Source organism: Paenibacillus sp. FSL R7-0302 (assembly GCF_038006885.1).
Classification (GTDB): Bacteria; Bacillota; Bacilli; order Paenibacillales; family Paenibacillaceae; genus Paenibacillus_AQ.
This window is the reverse complement of the sequence record NZ_JBBOWB010000002.1, coordinates 48510-65930: the sequence shown is the minus strand read 5'-3', so window position 1 is coordinate 65930 and position 17421 is coordinate 48510. Positions and strand designations below refer to the sequence as shown.

At 55.0% G+C, this 17421-nt stretch carries 18 protein-coding genes; 16 read left to right on the top strand and 2 right to left on the bottom strand.

Annotated elements, in window-relative coordinates; all coding sequences use genetic code 11:
- Positions 1 to 67: 67 nt before the first annotated feature.
- Positions 68 to 850 (bottom strand): carbon-nitrogen family hydrolase, encoded by a 783-nt coding sequence (locus tag MKY96_RS25975; protein WP_340944903.1) that lies wholly within the window; start codon positions 848 to 850, stop codon positions 68 to 70.
- A gap of 108 nt (positions 851 to 958) precedes the next feature.
- Here MKY96_RS25975 and MKY96_RS25970 point away from each other — a divergent pair, with 108 nt between their 5' ends.
- From MKY96_RS25970 to MKY96_RS25935, 8 genes are all read left to right on the top strand, one after another.
- Positions 959 to 1387: a MarR family winged helix-turn-helix transcriptional regulator gene (locus MKY96_RS25970; RefSeq protein WP_340944901.1), complete on the top strand. Its 429-nt coding sequence runs from the start codon at positions 959 to 961 to the stop codon at positions 1385 to 1387.
- A 39-nt stretch (positions 1388 to 1426) separates the two neighbouring features.
- Entirely contained in the window at positions 1427 to 2062 is a 636-nt protein-coding gene (locus MKY96_RS25965; RefSeq protein WP_340944900.1) for a nitroreductase family protein, read from the top strand.
- 30 nt (positions 2063 to 2092) lie between these two features.
- Positions 2093 to 2389 (top strand): putative quinol monooxygenase, encoded by a 297-nt coding sequence (locus MKY96_RS25960; RefSeq protein ID WP_209993686.1) that lies wholly within the window; start codon positions 2093 to 2095, stop codon positions 2387 to 2389.
- A gap of 200 nt (positions 2390 to 2589) precedes the next feature.
- Positions 2590 to 4218, top strand: a complete 1629-nt coding sequence (locus MKY96_RS25955) for a phospholipase D-like domain-containing protein (RefSeq protein ID WP_340944899.1) — start codon at positions 2590 to 2592, stop codon at positions 4216 to 4218.
- A 67-nt stretch (positions 4219 to 4285) separates the two neighbouring features.
- Entirely contained in the window at positions 4286 to 4666 is a 381-nt protein-coding gene (locus MKY96_RS25950; protein ID WP_340944898.1) for a hypothetical protein, read from the top strand.
- 116 nt (positions 4667 to 4782) lie between these two features.
- Positions 4783 to 5109 carry an ArsR/SmtB family transcription factor gene (locus MKY96_RS25945; RefSeq protein ID WP_036700195.1) on the top strand — a complete coding sequence of 109 codons (327 nt, stop codon included), beginning with the start codon at positions 4783 to 4785 and terminating at the stop codon, positions 5107 to 5109.
- 106 nt (positions 5110 to 5215) lie between these two features.
- Positions 5216 to 6994 carry a SulP family inorganic anion transporter gene (locus tag MKY96_RS25940; protein WP_340944895.1) on the top strand — a complete coding sequence of 593 codons (1779 nt, stop codon included), beginning with the start codon at positions 5216 to 5218 and terminating at the stop codon, positions 6992 to 6994.
- A gap of 398 nt (positions 6995 to 7392) precedes the next feature.
- Positions 7393 to 8100 (top strand): DUF1361 domain-containing protein, encoded by a 708-nt coding sequence (locus MKY96_RS25935; RefSeq protein WP_340944893.1) that lies wholly within the window; start codon positions 7393 to 7395, stop codon positions 8098 to 8100.
- Here the strand turns inward: MKY96_RS25935 and MKY96_RS25930 are convergent.
- Positions 8097 to 8456 carry an MGMT family protein gene (locus MKY96_RS25930; protein ID WP_340944891.1) on the bottom strand — a complete coding sequence of 120 codons (360 nt, stop codon included), beginning with the start codon at positions 8454 to 8456 and terminating at the stop codon, positions 8097 to 8099. The genes MKY96_RS25935 and MKY96_RS25930 overlap by 4 nt on opposite strands.
- A gap of 295 nt (positions 8457 to 8751) precedes the next feature.
- Here MKY96_RS25930 and MKY96_RS25925 point away from each other — a divergent pair, with 295 nt between their 5' ends.
- The 8 genes from MKY96_RS25925 (at position 8752) to MKY96_RS25890 (ending at position 17364) form a co-directional block, all read left to right on the top strand.
- Positions 8752 to 10299, top strand: coding sequence for a spore germination protein (locus MKY96_RS25925; protein WP_340944890.1), 1548 nt, complete (start codon positions 8752 to 8754; stop codon positions 10297 to 10299).
- A complete protein-coding gene (locus MKY96_RS25920) occupies positions 10296 to 11453 on the top strand; it encodes a Ger(x)C family spore germination protein (RefSeq protein ID WP_340944888.1) in 1158 nt (385 codons plus the stop codon). Before MKY96_RS25925 ends, MKY96_RS25920 begins: the two co-directional genes overlap by 4 nt.
- Positions 11454 to 11455: 2 nt before the next feature.
- Complete coding sequence (locus MKY96_RS25915; protein ID WP_076083870.1) at positions 11456 to 11659, top strand: hypothetical protein; 204 nt, start codon at positions 11456 to 11458, stop codon at positions 11657 to 11659.
- A 27-nt stretch (positions 11660 to 11686) separates the two neighbouring features.
- Positions 11687 to 12811, top strand: coding sequence for a GerAB/ArcD/ProY family transporter (locus MKY96_RS25910; protein ID WP_340944886.1), 1125 nt, complete (start codon positions 11687 to 11689; stop codon positions 12809 to 12811).
- Between the two features lie 148 nt (positions 12812 to 12959).
- A complete protein-coding gene (locus tag MKY96_RS25905) occupies positions 12960 to 13559 on the top strand; it encodes a hypothetical protein (RefSeq protein WP_340944885.1) in 600 nt (199 codons plus the stop codon).
- 57 nt (positions 13560 to 13616) lie between these two features.
- Positions 13617 to 14417: a phosphotransferase family protein gene (locus MKY96_RS25900; protein ID WP_340944882.1), complete on the top strand. Its 801-nt coding sequence runs from the start codon at positions 13617 to 13619 to the stop codon at positions 14415 to 14417.
- A 36-nt stretch (positions 14418 to 14453) separates the two neighbouring features.
- Entirely contained in the window at positions 14454 to 15005 is a 552-nt protein-coding gene (locus MKY96_RS25895; protein ID WP_340944881.1) for a DUF1697 domain-containing protein, read from the top strand.
- Between the two features lie 163 nt (positions 15006 to 15168).
- Positions 15169 to 17364: an ArnT family glycosyltransferase gene (locus tag MKY96_RS25890; protein WP_340944879.1), complete on the top strand. Its 2196-nt coding sequence runs from the start codon at positions 15169 to 15171 to the stop codon at positions 17362 to 17364.
- The last annotated feature ends 57 nt before the right edge of the window (positions 17365 to 17421 follow it).

Below are 17421 nucleotides of genomic sequence, written 5' to 3'. Positions count from 1 at the left end.
GTGCAGGCTGGGGTGTGCGCAGCCCAAATGTATGTGAAAAACAGCATACAATCCCCTGCCGCCCCAACTACATATACAACTCCGGGCGACGGTCCGCGAAGACCGGGATTTGCCCCCGTACCTCACGGACCCGGGTGAGGTTAAGCTCGCCGCGGAGGATCTCTTCGCCGCCGGAGGCCTCGCTGACAATCTCGCCCCAAGGATCGATGATCAGGGAATGTCCAGCGAAGGTATTCGCCGGATCTGTCCCTGCCCGGTTACAGGCTACAACGTAGCACTGGTTCTCAATCGCCCGGCTGATCAATAGCGCGCGCCAGTGAGAGAGGCGGGGCAGCGGCCATTCGGCGCTGATGAACAGGATCTCCGCGCCTCCGGCCATATGGACCCGGACCCATTCCGGGAACCGGATGTCGTAGCAGATCAGCCCGGCACAGAGAATGCCGTCCAACGTGAACAGTCCTTTGGCCCCGCCGGGCTGGAGGTAGAGATGCTCCTCCATCAGCTTGAACAGATGCAGCTTGCTGTACTCCCCGATGCACGCCCCGCTGCGGTCAAAGACATACATACTGTTCGTAACGCCACCGTTCTCCTGCCTGACGGCAATGGAGCCGGCAACGATATTCACGCCGTATTCCCGGGCCAGATCCGACATCAAGGCCCCCGTGGTATGTCCGCCGGGGTCGGCAATTTCCCCCAGCCGGTTCAGATCATATCCCGTTGTCCATAGCTCGGGAAGAATAATGCAGTCCGGGCTTCCGACAGCAGCCTCACGTATTTTGCGCTCCGCCGCAGCATAATTCACCTCGGGTTTGCCGAATGCTATATCAAGCTGAATCAAGGCAATTCTCATGTGGAAATCTCCTCCTGAATAATATTAGTTGACGGGTCAATTAATTCGGTGTAAAGTGTATTTTATCGAAAAGGTTTTGCACAATATATTTGCCTTAGGGGGTATATTTTGAGGGAAGCTCAGCCCGATGAACATAAGATTTTTGAACTGCTGCAAGCTCTGCACAAAGGCATCGGCCCGAAGTTCGAGCGTTGTGCAGGCGTGACTCCTACCCGGTTCAGATTGCTGCAGGAGTTATATCACAGTTCGGAGATCAGCCAAATCTCGCTGCAAAAGCTAGTGGATATCGACGCTGCAGCGGTCACCCGCCACTTAAGAGGGCTGGAGGACACCGGAATGATCGCCCGCCGTAATAATCCAGCCGATAATCGCGTGACTCTCGTATCCCTGACTGGTCAAGGCCGTGAACATATCGATGCCTACCGGGAGAACAAAACCCAGTTCATCAGCGATCTGCTGACCGGCTTCAATGAACAGGAGCGTACAGTGCTCGCAGACATGCTTACCCGGCTCCAGCATAATATCAATGTACTGTAGCCGTAACCTATAATCAAACCCATAAAGGAGCTAATTCATATGAACACTACCAAAAACAATGATTACATCAGCATTATTACAGGACGCCGCTCGATCCGCAAATATGATTCATCCGTCAAAATCAGCAAAGAGGAAATGACAGAGATTCTTACAGAAGCTACGCTGGCACCTTCATCCGTGAATATGCAGCCTTGGCGTTTTGTGATCATCGAAAGCCCGGAAGCCAAAGCCAAGCTGGCCCCTATTGCCAAGTTCAACCAGACTCAGGTCGAAACCTCCGCAGCGGTGATTGCCGTATTCGGTGATATGAATAACTTCGATTACGCTGAACAAATCTACGGAACGGCTGTAGAACGCGGACTTATGCCTGCCGAGGTGAAAGAAAGACAGCTGGCCGCCCTGGGCGCCCACTTCGCCAAGCTGCCCGCAGATGTGAACAGAGAGACCGTGATGATTGACGCGGGGCTGGTCTCCATGCAGTTGATGCTGTCCGCCCGCGCACACGGATATGACACCAATCCGATCGGCGGATTTGAAAAGGATCAGATCGCTGAACTGTTCGGTATGGACAAAGAACGCTACATTCCGGTCATGCTGATCTCGATCGGTAAAGCGCTGGAAGAGGGTTACGCCTCCGTCCGTCTGCCTATCGACACGATTGCCCAGTGGAAATAAGCCCAAGCCTAACTTAGGAGGAATACACCAATGTTAATTATCCATGCGCTGCTTCATGTGAATCCTGCACGGGAGGAAGAGTTCCTGGCCACAGCGAAGCCGCTGATTGCCGCCACGCACGAAGAAGAAGGGAACCTGTCCTACGAGCTGTATAAGCATGCAGCAGACGGAAGTCTTTATATCATGGTTGAGACCTGGCGTGATCAGGCCGCCGTTGCCGCTCATAACACAAGCCCTCACTTCACCGGCTTCGCCGCCAAAGCGGGAGAGTTCCTGACCGCACCGCTTGATGTTAAGGTGTATAGCGCTGAGGAATTGAGTAAATAATTACGAATTAAGCGGTTCACCCTATACGATCTGGAATCCCGGGATGCTCCGGCAGTCTATTGACTGCTGTGGCATCCTTTTTTTTGCAAGACGCCATGCCGTTTATAAAACGTACAAGCCGGGTATCTTACCTTACCCTTACTTGGATTGTCATTTGCTGACGAAGCAAGGCGGGGAAGAACGAAGGAGATGAAGACAGCATGACTAATCTACATACCAATCACCGGTTAACCTCAATCCCTGCTGCTGCCGGGCAGGACGGGCAGCTTCAGCAGGATCTCATAGATTACGTGAATTATCATATTTCGGGCGGCTCCCTGGCGTCACTCACCGAAGGTGCGGAGGAGGCGGAGCCGGCGTTTGCCCCTCTTTTGCAAAGTGATACCGCGCGCGCTTACCGGCAGGAGTGCGGGGGCGTCATAACGGATATGCAGCAGCTCGAACAGCTGCCGGGTATAAGCCAGGAATGGCTTAATCAGCTCGCGGATACAGTAGAAGGACTCGATTCCGGTAAGCTCAGAGCTCTGGCCCCGCAGATCACCCGGCATAACCGGGTAGATCCTTATGTGAACGGACCACAATGTCTGGACATGCTGCTCGGCGAGATCGGCAAGGCTGAGCGTTACATTCATCTGTCCGTGATGCTGTTCTTCAATGACCATTCAGGGAACCTTATCGCGGATGAGATGCTTCATGCACTTGAACGCGGAGTAGAGGTTAGAATCATGATGAATTATACGGTCACTGCGCTCGGATACGGCCAGAACCTGGAGGTGGGGCAATTCTCCAAGATTGCCGGGCGTCTGGAGCAGGCAGGTGCAAAACTGCTGGATACCTTCCACTCCTATTACGGTGCAGAGGAATGGGCTGCGAAGCGCAAAGTGCTGAAGTCACAGGGCGTGCCTGAGAGCATCCTTTTTCTGCAGGATAAGGTTCAGGAGGATGTGGAGGTGACCGGGCTGAATGTGATTGACCACCGCAAATTCATGATTATAGACGGAATAACTTCCATTATCGGCAGTCTGAATATCGGGGACCAGTATACGTTTGCCACCCCCATTCAGGAAGCCCCGGGCCAGCAGGTAGATGGACGTCCGCTCGGTATCCCCGCCAAGGAAGAGGAATGGCATGACGGCTGCTTCAGGATTCAGGGGGCTGTAGCCCAGTCGCTGAACGCTGTTTTTCACTCCAGGTGGCTGCTGCTCGGGGGAGATCACTTTGACCTGGCGTCACCCTTCTATCGTCCTGCGGTGGACTATGCATTTGGGGAGGAGGAGTGTACTCTCTTCGCGAGCTTTCCCGGCAACCCGGTGAATCTGATTCAGCAATATATTCTGGATGTGATCACCTATGCGGCCGATGAGACCCTTATTGTGAATCCGTATCTGATCGATCAGGCCTTCTGGGACCGGCTGGGTGAAGTGGGGCCGGAGCGCGCCTGCCATCTCACCATCTGCAATCCGCTGGAGGTTAATGATCATCCGACGAACCGGGCGGCGGTGCGCAGCAACATGTACGTTCCCTTTTGTAACGGCGTATCCTTCTATGATTATAGTGCGACTGAACGCTTCTCCCACTGGAAAATCATCTACGACCACAGAGCGCAGGCGGTATTTCACGGCTCTTATAATATTAATGAACGGAGTGCCTGCCATGATTACGAGCTGGGCCTGCTGGTGAAGGGCAGAAGCCTCGCCGAGAAAGTGAAGCACATGATTGATTATGACCTCAGCGTATCGCGCCGGATCACCGGCAAACACGAGTTCTTCAAGCATCCTTGGCTGCATCCCAGCACCTATCTGAACAAAGCAACACAGAATTACACCTGATATCCTCTCCTGCGCCCGGTCATGTATAATGACGTTATACCAATGAACGAAGATGGAGCTAATGAAGATGAACATACACATTCTTGGACAAGGTCCCCGGACCGGGGAAATCAGATTCGCGGCAGCGGAATGGGGGGAAGCCAGAGCCATCTGGTGCGGACCGCCTGTTCAGCCGGGTGAGGAATGGGTGGCAGAATGGGAGCTGCCGGCGCTGTTCATGAGCTGGGTCGATATTGTGCCTGCTCCCGGCGGTGCCTTTGGCCTGCGTATCGAAGGGGATACGGTCATCCTGACAGGCGTGCTGGAAAATATAGAGGAGGACGGCACGGGTTATCTGCGGATCGGTAGCGACCTGATCATGTTCGAATGCCTGGGCGAACCGATGGCACTGGGCGGCTTCGTCGAGCTGAGGACCCGTGAAGCCAGGCTGTATCCGGTGAATCTCTAGGGGCCGCAGGGCCCCCGGCGGACGAACTATTTCCTGCCCCGGCATAGCCACCTTCAGGCAAATGAGCTAATATAATATAGATTGAAACAAGTAACAGCATAAGGAGCAGAAGTCTGATGAACAGCGATATTCAACAATTTAAGACGGAATTCTTCAAGGCGCTGGCTCACCCGATGCGGATTCGGATTCTGGAGCTGCTTAGCGAAGGCGAGAAGAATGTGAACGAGCTGCAGGCGATCCTGGGTTCGGAAGGCTCTGCGGTATCCCAGCAGCTGGCCGTCCTCAGGGCCAAAAATGTGGTCACCAGCGTCAAGGAAGGGACCACTGTCATCTATGCCCTCCGTGATCCTCTGATTAAGGAGCTTCTGGCTGTAGCCAGACAGATCTTCGACAATCATCTGGTGAGTACCATTTCCCTGCTTGAAGGCATCCGCAGCGAATAACCCCGGCCTCCGGGGGCGGATTACCCCGTTGACAAGAGCAGCGGGCAGGAGTAATGTGGGTATTATATTCAAATAATCAGATATTCAGAGAAAAGAAGGTTAGAGGATGACAGGGTGGGGCCGTTTCAAAGGCTATAACATTGCTTCGCTGCGCAAGGATATCATTTCAGGGACAATCGTCGGCGTTATTGCCATCCCGCTTGGGATGGCATTTGCTATTGCTTCCGGTGTGAAGCCGGAGTACGGAATCTATACAACTATTGTGGCCGGCATACTGATTTCCTTATTTGGCGGGTCCAGGTTTCAGATTGGCGGGCCTACGGGTGCATTCATTCCTATTTTGTTCGCTATTGCCATGCAGTACGGGTATGAGAATCTGCTGATTGCCGGAATGATGGCCGGGGTGATTCTTGTCTTGATGGGTGTTCTGCGGCTTGGGGTATTGATTAAGTTCATTCCGAAGCCGGTGACCATTGGTTTCACGGCCGGGATTGCCGTTATTATCTTCAGCGGGCAGATTGCGAACTTCCTTGGCCTGAGGGATATGAAGCGGCATGAGAGCTTCATCGACAATATGAAGGAGATCGGGGCGCATCTCTCCACAATCAATCTGTACAGTATTCTGACTGCGGGGGTATGTCTCGCCGTAGTGGTGCTGGGGTTGCGGTTTGCCCCGAAGGTGCCGGGTTCTCTAATTGGACTGTTGTGTGCCACGGTTATCGCAGCCCTGTTCTTCAGCGGCAAGGTGACGACCATCGGCTCTGCCTACGGAGATATCCCGAATACACTCCCCAGCTTTCACTTCCCGGTCATTACGTGGGAGAAGATCAAGCTGCTGATCCGTCCGGCTTTTGTCATTGCGCTGCTGGGAGCCATTGAGTCGCTGCTCTCCGCAGTCGTGGCCGACGGCATGTCGGGCAGCCGCCATGACAGCAACCGTGAGCTGATCGGCCAGGGGGTCGCCAATATCGCCGCGCCGCTCTTCGGCGGGATACCGGCTACCGGTGCGATTGCCAGAACCGCCACCAATATCCGCAGCGGTGCCGCTTCTCCGCTCTCCGGGATCATTCACGGTGTGGTGGTGTTCCTGATCCTGCTGCTGTTCGCCCCGTACGCCTCCAGCATTCCGCTGGCAGCGATGGCCCCGATTCTGATGGTCGTAGCCTGGAATATGAGTGAACGCAAGGAATTTCTCCACCTGCTGAAGCTGAAGACCGGGGATTCACTGGTGCTGGCGATTACCTTCCTGCTGACGGTATTCGCTGATCTGACCGTGGCGGTAGAGGTGGGGCTGATCCTGGCCGTTGTCCTCTTCGTCAAGCGTATGGGTGAGGTGCATAGAATCTCCAAGGTGCTGCCTGACCCGTCTTCCGTCAAGGTCGAGGCCCATATGGTAACCGAGAGCCACGACTGTCCGCAGATCGGAATCTACAATGTGGAGGGACCGCTGTTCTTCGGCGCTGCCTACCGCTTCGACCACACCATGCCCGAGCTCGGCCCGGATCAGCCTAAGCTTATCCTGCTGCGCATGGGCAAGGTGCCGCTGATGGATACGACAGGCGAGGCCAATCTGGCTGCGCTGGTGAAGGAGCTGCAGAACGCTGGCGGCAGGCTGATGATCTCAGGCATCCAGAGCCAGCCGCTGGAGCTGCTGAAGAAGACAGGACTGTATGACCGGATTGGGGCAGCCCAGTTCTATGATCATACCGGCGAAGCGATCAATGATGCGCTGGGAAGCGTGAATCCCAGCCGTTGCCGGGGCTGCGAACATGCGGCCTTCAGAGAATGCAGCGCCCTCTCGGGGCTGGAGGAATCCTCATCGCGCAGCGCTGCCTTCAAGGGGCGCACTCCGGCGGTGGCCCGCAAGCTGAGCGGCGGGGTATAAGTATAACCTGCGCGCTGCAGGGCCAATGCGGGTACAAGGCAACCTTGGCTGCCGGTCCGCAGGCAGCAGTTGCAGCTAGGGTAAATCATACACAAGCAGTGTTTCCCTTCGGGGTGGCGCTGCTTTTTTATTTTTGGGGTAAGGGCCAGTAACATTTATAGATAAATCCTGCATAATGTGCAACATTGCTGCTTCATACAAGCGGCTGGTGAGAGAGAGAGAAAAGTCTCAGGAGTGGCAGAGTTAGGCGGAGGTGGCGCATAGGCCAAATGTATGTGAAAAACCAAAACTGACCACAATGCGCAGCGTGAGGGTACAGCCCCCGATATTGGACTATCAAGCCCCATATTTGTACAATTACATAAATGGACTATATCAAGGTAAGGGGATTATCCTTCATGAAAGAACTGAATTACACCAAGGTCTTCATCCTTCTGGCTGCTATGACGGCGGCAACACTTGCTGTATACCGCGTTGTTTCGCTGCAGACGGATACGTTCTATGCCTTTCTGCTCTGGAATCTGTTTCTGGCCTGGGTGCCGTTCTTCTTCTCCATGGCCGCGCATGAGCTGGATAAGCGGAAGATCGGGGGGCTGCTGATTTTGCCGCTGGGCGTAGCCTGGCTGCTGTTTTTTCCGAATGCGCCTTATATTATGACGGATCTGATCCATCTGACTGTCCGCAAAAGCAAGTATATCGTCGGCGGAACGATCCAGAACCGGTACTGGTATGATCTGACCACCCTCCTCCTGTTCACCTGGAGCGGCTGGCTGACCGGATTCTTCTCCCTGTACCAGTTCCAGCACGTGATCTACCGGAAAAGCAACATGCTGCTCTCATGGGTCTTCGTCCTGTTCGCCTGTGTCATGGGCGGCTACGGCGTCCTGCTCGGCAGAGTCTACCGGCTGAACAGCTGGGATGTGCTGACGGACCGCCATCAGCTCTACCGGCTGGTCATGGACAGTCTGAACCGGCAGTCAGTGTTCTTCAGCCTGTTCGTCGCCTTTGTGCTGCTGGTGATTTATGCCACGATGTATTGCCTGCTGAACGGGCTGGCGGGCGGGGGCCGCAGGAGTTATTCCGAGGGCCGGAGGAAGACAGGTTAAGTGTCCTCCTCATCGCCGGGTTCAGGCGGAAGCTCCAGGTCCATGTCCAGCTCCGGAACATACTGGTAACGCTCCAGGTCAACCACGCCCCGTTCATCGAAGATAACGCCCTCTCCGGTTAAATATAGCTGCTGTAGGGAGGCGGATTCGTCTTCGGTGAGCGAGATCATACCCTTGGCGTTGATGACTCTGTGCCACGGCAGCTTGTACTTCCTGCTCATGGAATGCAGAATGCGCACGACCTGCCGGGCCGCCCGGGGACTTCCGGCCGCCCGGGCAATCCCGCCGTAGGTCATGACGGAGCCTTCCGGGATCGACTGAATAATGAGAATTACTTTTCGCGTGAATGGTGTCATTTTACGTGCTCCTTTTACCTTTCTCTGTCTGTAACAGTCCCACCGCTGATTTCTAACTGTACTAACCATAACATAAAGCGGCTGCTGCAAGGAGGATTTGCCTTAGTGGAGCAGCGGCTGACGATATTATACGAAGCTTGGTCCAGCCTGCCCCTCTGTTACAGAGCGGGCTTATTTGCTGTGCCGTTCAAGGGCCGGGCGGCATCTGCCTCTCCCATGCAGTAAATTCTGGCGAATAGGAGTCAGAGAGACGGGGGATAATCAGAGCAATAGATCTCTGACAGGAGTGATAGCAGTGAAGAACAAGCATTCTGCACTGAATAGTGAAGCTGCCGGTACCCTGTCCGCGCATCCTCCGCTAAGCCCTTCGCTGGAGGAGACGGTGGAACGGCTGCGGAAGATTTTCAATAACGACGGGACACTGAGAGTAAGGATCATAGAGAACAGTCAGGGTGCTCCCGTCCGCTGCGGATTAATCTATGTCGATGGAATGGTGGACCGGAATCTGATTCAGACGGGGATCATCAAGCCGATACTCGCTTACCAGCCCGCAGAACAAGAGCACCGGGACCCTGCAGCCCTAATGGAGAGAATCCGGATGACTGTCATTGATACCCCGGATGTCATGGTCTCCGAGGAGTTGGATGGACTGATAGGGGCGATCGTCAGCGGGAAGGCGGTGCTGCTGCTGGAAGGCTATGCCGGAGGGCTTATCATCAATGTTCAGGGCTGGGACTCCAGAGCGATAGAAGAGCCTACTACGGAAAAAACGGTGCGTGGCCCCCGTGAGGGCTTCACCGAATCGCTGCTTGTGAATCTGACCCTGATCCGCCGCAGGGTGCGGGACCCGGATCTGAAAATCGAATTCATGGAAATCGGAACACGCAGCAAGACGCAGACCTGTATCTGTTATATGGGAAGTCTGGCCTCTCCCGATATTATTAAGGAGCTGTATGACAGGCTGGAGAAGGTAGAAATTGATCTTATTCTGGACACAGGTTATCTGTCCGAGCTGATCCGTGACGAGCCCTACTCTCCGTTTGAAACCGTTGGAAGTACCGAACGGCCGGACACACTCGTGAGCAAAATCATGGAGGGCCGGGTTGCGGTCCTCGTCGAAGGCACCCCTTTTGCGCTGACCGTTCCTTATGTATTCGTTGAGAACTTCCAGGCCAGTGAGGATTATTATATCAACTATTATTTTGCATCGTTTAACCGTGTGCTTAGAGTGTTGGGAGCCTTCATGTCGATCAGTATCCCGGCCGGTTATATTGCCCTTGTAACCTATGCCCAGGAGATGGTTCCCACCCTGCTGCTGCTTAGTATTGCGACTGCCAGGCAATCGGTGCCTTTTCCAACCATAGTTGAAGCGCTGCTTATGCTGACCATCTTCGAGGTGCTGCGGGAAGCGGGGGCACGGATACCGACATCGATTGGCCAGGCTGTAAGCATCGTCGGGGCGCTGGTGCTGGGCCAGGCTGCCGTGGATGCGCGGATTGTCAGTGCGCCGATGGTCATTGTGGTGGGGTTGACAGGGATAACGACGCTGCTGAATCCAAGGCTGACCGGGCCGCTGATCATCGCCAGACTGGCGCTGCTGGGCAGCACCTTCTTCCTGGGCCTCTACGGATATTTCTTCGGTCTGCTTGGTCTGGTCATTCATCTGATGAGCCTGCGCTCCTTCGGCGTCTCTTACATGCTTGGGGTAGGCTCGATCCGCCCCCAGGATATTAAGGATACAACCATTCGTGCGCCCTGGTGGGATATGAATTTGCGGCCTGCGGTGATTGGAATGCGTAACCGAAGACGGAAGCCGTCCAAGAGACCGGCCAAGCGGTCATGAGATCTCTGCCGAGAGGGTGTACCTCTCTTATCTCACTGTTGCTGCTGCTGAGCCTGGGACTCACCGGCTGCTGGAATTATGCCGAGGTGGATGATATGGCGATTGTAGCCGGAGTGGCCATTGATAAGAATGAGGATGGGAAGCTGCTGCTCACAGCAGAGATTGTGGATACAGGCGGGTCGGCGGACAAGGCTCAGGCGGGCTACAAGATGGTCAGCCTCAGCGGGAATACGATGTTTGAAATCGTCCGCAATATGATCTCTATGACCGGCAAGAAGCTTTTCTGGAGTCATGCGAAGGCCATAATCATCAGTGAGGAAGCCGCCAGAGAGGGGCTAGTCAAAGTCATTGACTGGTACAGCCGGGACACGGAGACCCGCTCGGATGTGTTCATCTTCGTGTCTGGAGAGAAGACGGCCCGTGAGATCCTGAATATGAAAAGCACCACGGAAGCAATCCTGTCCTTTGAATTGGCCCAGATGATGCGTGATGAGAAGTATACGAACAACGCCCCGACGGTGGAGATATGGGATTTCATCGATAAGCTGGAGACTTCAGGGATTAATGCGACGGCCCCAATCATTCATATTCACCGGAAAAATGGTGAGCAGAGCGAAAGGGTGGCAGGTACCGCCGTATTTGTGAAGGACCGGATGGTGGGCAAACTGAGCGGCGATGAGACGAAGACGATGCTTATCGTCAAAAATGTACTGCAGGGAGGGGTGTTGGCTGTAGATGATAAGCGGGGGAATCCGGCGTATTCCCTGGAGATTATCTCCAATCACTCCAAGCTGAAGCACACAATAGTGGATGGCAAGCTCCAGATACAGATTCATACAGTAACCAAGACAGGGCTGGATGAGGTGATGACACCGGAGGGATTCCTGAAGGATGAGACGATTCAGGATATCGAGCAAAGGGCAGCTGAGCGGCTGCAGGCGGATATTCTGGCGTTAATTCATAAGATGCAGCAGCAATATGAGGCTGATATTTTTGGCTTTGGCGAGAGCTTGTACGAGAACCAGCCTAAGCTCTGGGCCAAAGTGAAGGACCACTGGCCTGAGGTCTTTGCCGGTCTTGAAGTGAGCGTTAAGTCCAAGGTGACGATACAGAGCAGTGCCAAGACTTCGCGGGCCATCCGGCTGGGGGATTAAGTATGTTCATTTACGTGATATTGATCTACGCATTGATCGCTGTAATTGATCCATATGGGCTGCGGAAGAAGGGAATGAAGCGGGATTTCCTGGTCTGCTCCGCCCTGTACCTGATCTCCTTCGGGCTGGCCTTCGCACTGTCGATGCGCTGGGAGATTCCCAGTCCGTCCCCGCTGTTTGTGGAATGGGTGAAAAAGCTATATTAGAGCGCACCGCTGAAGGAGGAGGAGAGTGTGAGCAAAGAGACTATTCCGGCTGGACAGTCCATCAGCATCGCTATATTATTTGTCACCGGCGCTTCCCTGTTCCTGGGAACTTCGTCACAGTCCGGCAACAGCAGCTGGATTGCCCAACTCTTGGCGATTCTGCTGGCCGTTCCGCTTATGCTCGTCTATGCGAGACTCCATGTCCTGTTTCCGGGCAAGGATCTGTTTGACATGCTGATTGCAGTGTTCGGCTCCGTCCTGGGACGGATGCTTTCCTGTCTGTATATCTGGTATGCTTTGCATCTGGGAGCGCTGGTGCTGCGCAATTTCGGGGAGTTCAGCAAGACCGTGGCCTTAACTGCAACTCCGATGCTCGCACCCATGCTTATGATTGGCCTGCTCTGTATCTGGGTCGTCCACGCCGGGATAGAGGTGCTTGGAAGAAGTGCTAAGTTTCTCCTGTTATTCTCGCTAATTGTGATTGTAACCCTGCAATTGCTCTCAGTGCCCAAGTTTGAATACCATCATCTGAAGCCGCTACTCAATACAAGGTTTGAACTTATTCTTGCAGATACAGCAGGCTCGTTCACCTTCCCCTTTGCCGAGATTGTGGTCTTTCTGGGCGCATTCAGCGCCATTCCGGCCAAGGGCTCTGCCAAGCGGGTGCTGGTCAGCAGCACATTGATTGCAGGGGGGATCATTATTATGATCACGCTGCGTAACCTGCTGATACTTGGCCCTGATATTCTGTCCGGTCTGTACTTCCCCTCTTACGTGGCGGTCAGCCGGATTAATATCGGCGATTTCGTTACCCGGATCGAGGGCTCGGCGGCCATAGTGTTTGTTACGGCGCTCTTCGTCAAGGTCAGTCTGTGCCTGTATGTAACCTGCAACGGGATAGCGAAGGTATTCAAGCTGGGGAGCTACCGTTCTGTTGTGCTTCAGATGGGGCTGATCATGGTCTATCTGTCGGATTTTATCTATTCCAATATTATGGAAATGGAGTATTTCGCGTATCATATCTACAAGATATATGCACTCCCGTTCCAGGTGCTTATCCCTGTACTGCTGTGGCTTACAGCGGAGTTTCTCGCCCGCAGAAGGAGCAGCAGGCAGCAGGCTCTTCCGGAGCAGCAGCCGGAAGGATCATAAACGCAGAAGCGCCATCTCCTAGCCCCGCCCATGCGGGGCTGTCCGATTTTCAACCTGTCCTGAAGTTAGCTATAATGAGAGGCAAGAGAGAATCTCATAGAACAGGTAGGAAAGGCGTGGATGATAGATGAGCGTATCCAGCATTGTAATGTCCTCACATTGGGGCAGAGAGGTCAGACATAAGCTTATTACTCAAGGCTCCAAGGTGCTGGCGGTGGTGTTTCCGGGACAGAATTATTCCGCCGAGCGGCCGCTGCTGGATTATGCGGGCAAGCTGGCCCGGGAATACGGCTGTGACCTGCTGCTGTTAGAATACGGCTACCAGGCTGCCAGAGTGGCCTTCAAGCGCGAAGAGATTGATATTGTTGCCGAGGAATGCAAGATTGCGCTTGCTTCACTTCCCGACTACGAGCAGCTTTTGTTCATCAGCAAGAGTATGGGGACGATTATTGCCGGTAAGGTGGCGTCGGAGCCCGGAATGGGCGAGAAGGTCTCGCATCTGTTCCTTACACCTGTTGCGGAGAGCCTTCCGTTCATCCGGCAGAGCCGGGGCAGTGTGATTTACGGCGGGAGTGACCCGATGTTCACCGGGCAGCATCCCGCCGAGCTTAGCAGCATGAAGCAGGTAAGAGTATACAGGATTGACGATGCCAACCACGCTCTGGAAGTGGACAGTGTCAACGAATCGCTGGCTGTGCTGCTGGTTATTATTAATTTCTATCATGAGTTTTTCCGCGATTCACTATAAAGGGAGATGAGAGCATTTACTCGCGGATCAGTCTGGATTAGCCGGGAGGGCATTGATATGCAGGGGAAGGTAATCGGTCAAGGCAGAACGGCTGAAGTGCTGGAGTACGGGGAAGGAAAGATTCTTAAGCTGTACCGCGATGACGTTCCGGAAGAGCATGTGGACTTAGAATACCGTTTCAGTAAGTGTGTGTATGAACAAGGTGTTGCTACTCCGCAGCCCCATGAGCGGGTAGTGGTAGAGGGCAGACCGGGAATTGTGTATCAGCAGATCGCCGGTCCTACTCTGTTACAGCAGATGAACCGGAAGCCGTGGCTGAACTTCAGCGGCTTCAAGCAGATGGCCGGCCTGCATCACAGCCTTCATCAGCTCGATGGCATGGGCGAAGCCGGGGCGCAGAAGAAGCGGCTGGAACAGCAAATTATCGCCGCACCGATGCTTGCGACAGAGGAGAAGACACAGATTCTGTCCCGGCTTGCCCGGCTGCCGGACGGGGAGAAGCTGTGTCATGGAGATTTCCACCCAGACAACATCCTGATGGATGATAAGCTGTGGGTCATTGACTGGATGACCGGCGTCCGCGGCAATCCTGCAGCGGATGTGGCACGGTCAGTAATCATGTTCCGTATCGGGGCCATGCCTGAACAGGCTTCTGTGTTCGCTAAGGGGTTACTGGGGTTCGCCAGAAAAAGGCTGACCGCGCAATATCTCCGCAGATACCTGAAGCTGTCAGGCTTGACGCTTGCTGATATTAACCCGTGGATACTGCCGGTAGCAGCCGCACGGCTGGTTGAGGGACTTTCGGTTCCCGAGAAGGAGCTGCTGGTCCGCGAGATCCGCAGACGCCTGAGGGCATAGCGTTGCGGGAAACAGACTGTATAGAGGAGGCGCAGAATGCAGGTGAATACATACATTGCATGGCTGCGCGGCATCAATGTCGGCGGCAACAAAGTAATTAAAATGCAGGATCTGAAGGCCATGCTCGGAACGCTTCCATTCAGGAATGTACGCACCTACATCCAGAGCGGCAATGTTATATTTGAGAGTGAAGCGTTAACAGGCGACGGGCTGGCGGAGATGATTAGCGGGAAGATTCAGGAGACCTTCGGCTTGGAGGTGCCTGTCATCATCCGTTCTCTGGAGGAGCTGGAGGCGGTCATCGCCGGTAATCCGTTCCCGCAGAGTGAACAGGAAGCCTACAAGCGCCTGTACGTCTCGTTTCTGGCAGCGGAGCCAGCCGCTGAAGCACTGGAGAAGCTCCGTCCCTATGAGGATGGAGCCGATAAGGTGCGGGTGATCGGCAGGGAGCTGTATGCCTTCTATGAAGTGAGTGTGAGCGAGTCGCCGCTGTTCAAGGTGCCGTTCGACAAGCTGCTGGGAACGGCGCTTACCGCACGCAACTGGAACACCCTGAACAAGGTAGCAGCGCTGGCCCGTAAGCCGTAAAGGAAATAGCAGCTCTCCCAAATACCCCACCAGGATGTATCTCTTGGTGGGGTATTTGGCGTGTACGGCACGTTCAGCAAACATTCAGCGGGCATTCATTACCGGTTAAGGTACGGATGCCATAATACACCTAAGAAATGAACGAATCGGAGTGGATCAAACGATGAAAATACTGAAGAGGCCGGGTACCGATGTTGTACTGGTAATGATTATGCTGCTGGCAGCCGTCCTGTACGGATACGGAATCTGGAATGACCAATATGCCAATACGTACTATACAACCGCAGTGGGCAGCATGCTGCAGAGCTTCCATAACTTCTTCTTCGCTTCCCTGGATTCAGCAGGGTCTGTAACGGTCGATAAGCCGCCGGTAACCTTCTGGCTGCAGACCTTAAGCGCGCTGGTCTTCGGCCTGCATGGCTGGAGTGTCATTCTGCCGCAGGTGCTCGGCGGCATAGGCTCGGTACTCTTAATTTATCTGCTGGTGAAGCCTGCCTTCGGACAGGCGGCTGCACGGCTTGCAGCGCTCGTTATGGCGGCTACTCCGGTAGCAGCGGCGGTAAGCCGGACGAACAATATTGATGCGCTGCTGGTGTTCACGCTGCTGCTGGCGGCATGGTTCCTCTTCCGAGGCACCCGGACCCACCGGACGGGCAGCCTGCTCGCCGCCTTCGGGCTCATCGGTGTCGCCTTCAATGAGAAAATGCTGCAGGCTTATATGGTTCTTCCGGCCTTTTATCTATTCTATCTTCTGGCAGCCAAGGTGAACTGGAAAAAGAAGACCGGCACCCTTGCAGCCTGCACTGCCGTACTGCTGGCAGTGTCTCTATCCTGGGCTGTAATTGTCGATTCCATTCCGGCAGATGAGCGGCCTTACATCGGGAGCAGCGGCACCAACTCTGTGCTTAATCTGGCTTTTGGCTATAACGGTGTGTCCCGTCTGACCGGTGACCGCAGCACTGGAGGAGCCGGGAGCGGCGGCTTCGGCGGCATGCCCGGAATGAACGGGGAAATGCCGGAATTAGGCGGTGAATTCCCGCCCATGGATGGAGCTGACGGACAAGGGGGCGCAGACGGGCAAGGGGCGACGACCGGCCGTGATTCCGCCGCCGGGGACAATCAGAGCCGTGACAGCGGCGGGACTGCTCCAGGCCAGAACGGACGCGGTGGCGGAATGGTGCCGGGCGGTCAGGACGGCGGACGGCGCGGAGAAGGAGCGGAAGGCGGATTCGGCGGCCCGAACGGACGCGGAGGGATGAACGGCGGCGGCATGTTCAACACCGGCACTGCCGGTCCGCTGCGGCTGTTCCAGCAGGAGCTGTCCGGCCAGGCGAGCTGGCTGCTGCCGTTCGTGCTCTTCGGCAGCATCGGAATCTTGGCCAGCTTGCGCCGCAGGAGCTTCACCCGGCAGCATAAGGAAGCCATCTTCTGGCTGGCCTGGCTGGTCCCGGTCATGGGATTCTTCAGCATCGCAGGCTTCTTCCACCAGTATTACCTGATTATGATGGCTCCGCCGGTGGCGGCGCTGGCAGGTGCAGGCTGGTCTCAGCTTTGGAGCTACTATAAGGAGCGGAAGGCCTGGCTGTCCTGGCTGCTGCCCGCAGCGGTGCTGGCTACAACGGTACTTGAGGTGTACATTATCCGTCCGTACGACGATACCATCGGCAGCGGCTGGTCCACCGGTATTCTGGCAGCAGGTCTTGCCATGACGGTACTGCTGGTCATTCTGCGGCTGCTGAAGGTGGTACGCGATAAGCCCTTCTGGTTACATGCCGCTGCGGTAACAGGGTTCCTGGTGCTGCTGATTGGCCCGCTCTACTGGGCATTTACACCGATTGTCTATGGAAATAATAGCATGACTCCAGCAGCAGGGCCGGATAGCGGCAGCTCCTTCGGGATGGGTGCAATGGGCAACATGGGCGGAATGCCCAACATAGCCAACATGCCCAACATAGCCAACATGGGCGGGGGCGGAAGGAACAACACTGCCGGTATCAATGAGTCTCTGCTGACCTATCTCAAGGAGCATAATACCGGCGAGAAATATCTGTTCGCAGCGATGGATTATGGAACGGCAGGCCCGTATATCATCGACGAAGGGGAGCAGGTCGTCATCCTGAACGGCTTCAATGCATCAGATACGCCCTACACCCCAGCCACTCTGAAGGAGCTTGTAGAGAGCGGGCAAGTGAAGTACTTCCTGGTCACCAGCGGCGGCATGGGCGGGATGCGGGGCGGCGGCAGCTCGGAGATTACGGAATGGATTACCGCGAACGGGACGGAGGTTCCGGCCGCAGACTGGCAGGGGACGCAGAACAGCGGCAATGCCGGAACCTTGTACGAGATCACCCTGAACTAACCTGCGGGAGCAGGAGATCAGGAAGCGCGTATATCCGGCCCTTTGCCGGCGCGCTTC

What these genes read in the sequence shown, in the direction of transcription:
- MKY96_RS25940 (WP_340944895.1), top strand. Translation starts at nt 5,216, where the DNA reads ATGACAGGGTGGGGCCGTTTCAAAGGCTATAACATTGCTTCGCTGCGC.
- MKY96_RS25945 (WP_036700195.1), top strand. Translation starts at nt 4,783, where the DNA reads ATGAACAGCGATATTCAACAATTTAAGACGGAATTCTTCAAGGCGCTG.
- MKY96_RS25960 (WP_209993686.1), top strand. Translation starts at nt 2,093, where the DNA reads ATGTTAATTATCCATGCGCTGCTTCATGTGAATCCTGCACGGGAGGAA.
- MKY96_RS25915 (WP_076083870.1), top strand. Translation starts at nt 11,456, where the DNA reads ATGTTCATTTACGTGATATTGATCTACGCATTGATCGCTGTAATTGAT.
- MKY96_RS25975 (WP_340944903.1), bottom strand. Translation starts at nt 850, where the DNA reads ATGAGAATTGCCTTGATTCAGCTTGATATAGCATTCGGCAAACCCGAG.
- MKY96_RS25895 (WP_340944881.1), top strand. Translation starts at nt 14,454, where the DNA reads ATGCAGGTGAATACATACATTGCATGGCTGCGCGGCATCAATGTCGGC.
- MKY96_RS25965 (WP_340944900.1), top strand. Translation starts at nt 1,427, where the DNA reads ATGAACACTACCAAAAACAATGATTACATCAGCATTATTACAGGACGC.
- MKY96_RS25950 (WP_340944898.1), top strand. Translation starts at nt 4,286, where the DNA reads ATGAACATACACATTCTTGGACAAGGTCCCCGGACCGGGGAAATCAGA.
- MKY96_RS25900 (WP_340944882.1), top strand. Translation starts at nt 13,617, where the DNA reads ATGCAGGGGAAGGTAATCGGTCAAGGCAGAACGGCTGAAGTGCTGGAG.
- MKY96_RS25935 (WP_340944893.1), top strand. Translation starts at nt 7,393, where the DNA reads ATGAAAGAACTGAATTACACCAAGGTCTTCATCCTTCTGGCTGCTATG.
- MKY96_RS25920 (WP_340944888.1), top strand. Translation starts at nt 10,296, where the DNA reads ATGAGATCTCTGCCGAGAGGGTGTACCTCTCTTATCTCACTGTTGCTG.
- MKY96_RS25905 (WP_340944885.1), top strand. Translation starts at nt 12,960, where the DNA reads ATGTCCTCACATTGGGGCAGAGAGGTCAGACATAAGCTTATTACTCAA.
- MKY96_RS25890 (WP_340944879.1), top strand. Translation starts at nt 15,169, where the DNA reads ATGAAAATACTGAAGAGGCCGGGTACCGATGTTGTACTGGTAATGATT.
- MKY96_RS25930 (WP_340944891.1), bottom strand. Translation starts at nt 8,456, where the DNA reads ATGACACCATTCACGCGAAAAGTAATTCTCATTATTCAGTCGATCCCG.
- MKY96_RS25955 (WP_340944899.1), top strand. Translation starts at nt 2,590, where the DNA reads ATGACTAATCTACATACCAATCACCGGTTAACCTCAATCCCTGCTGCT.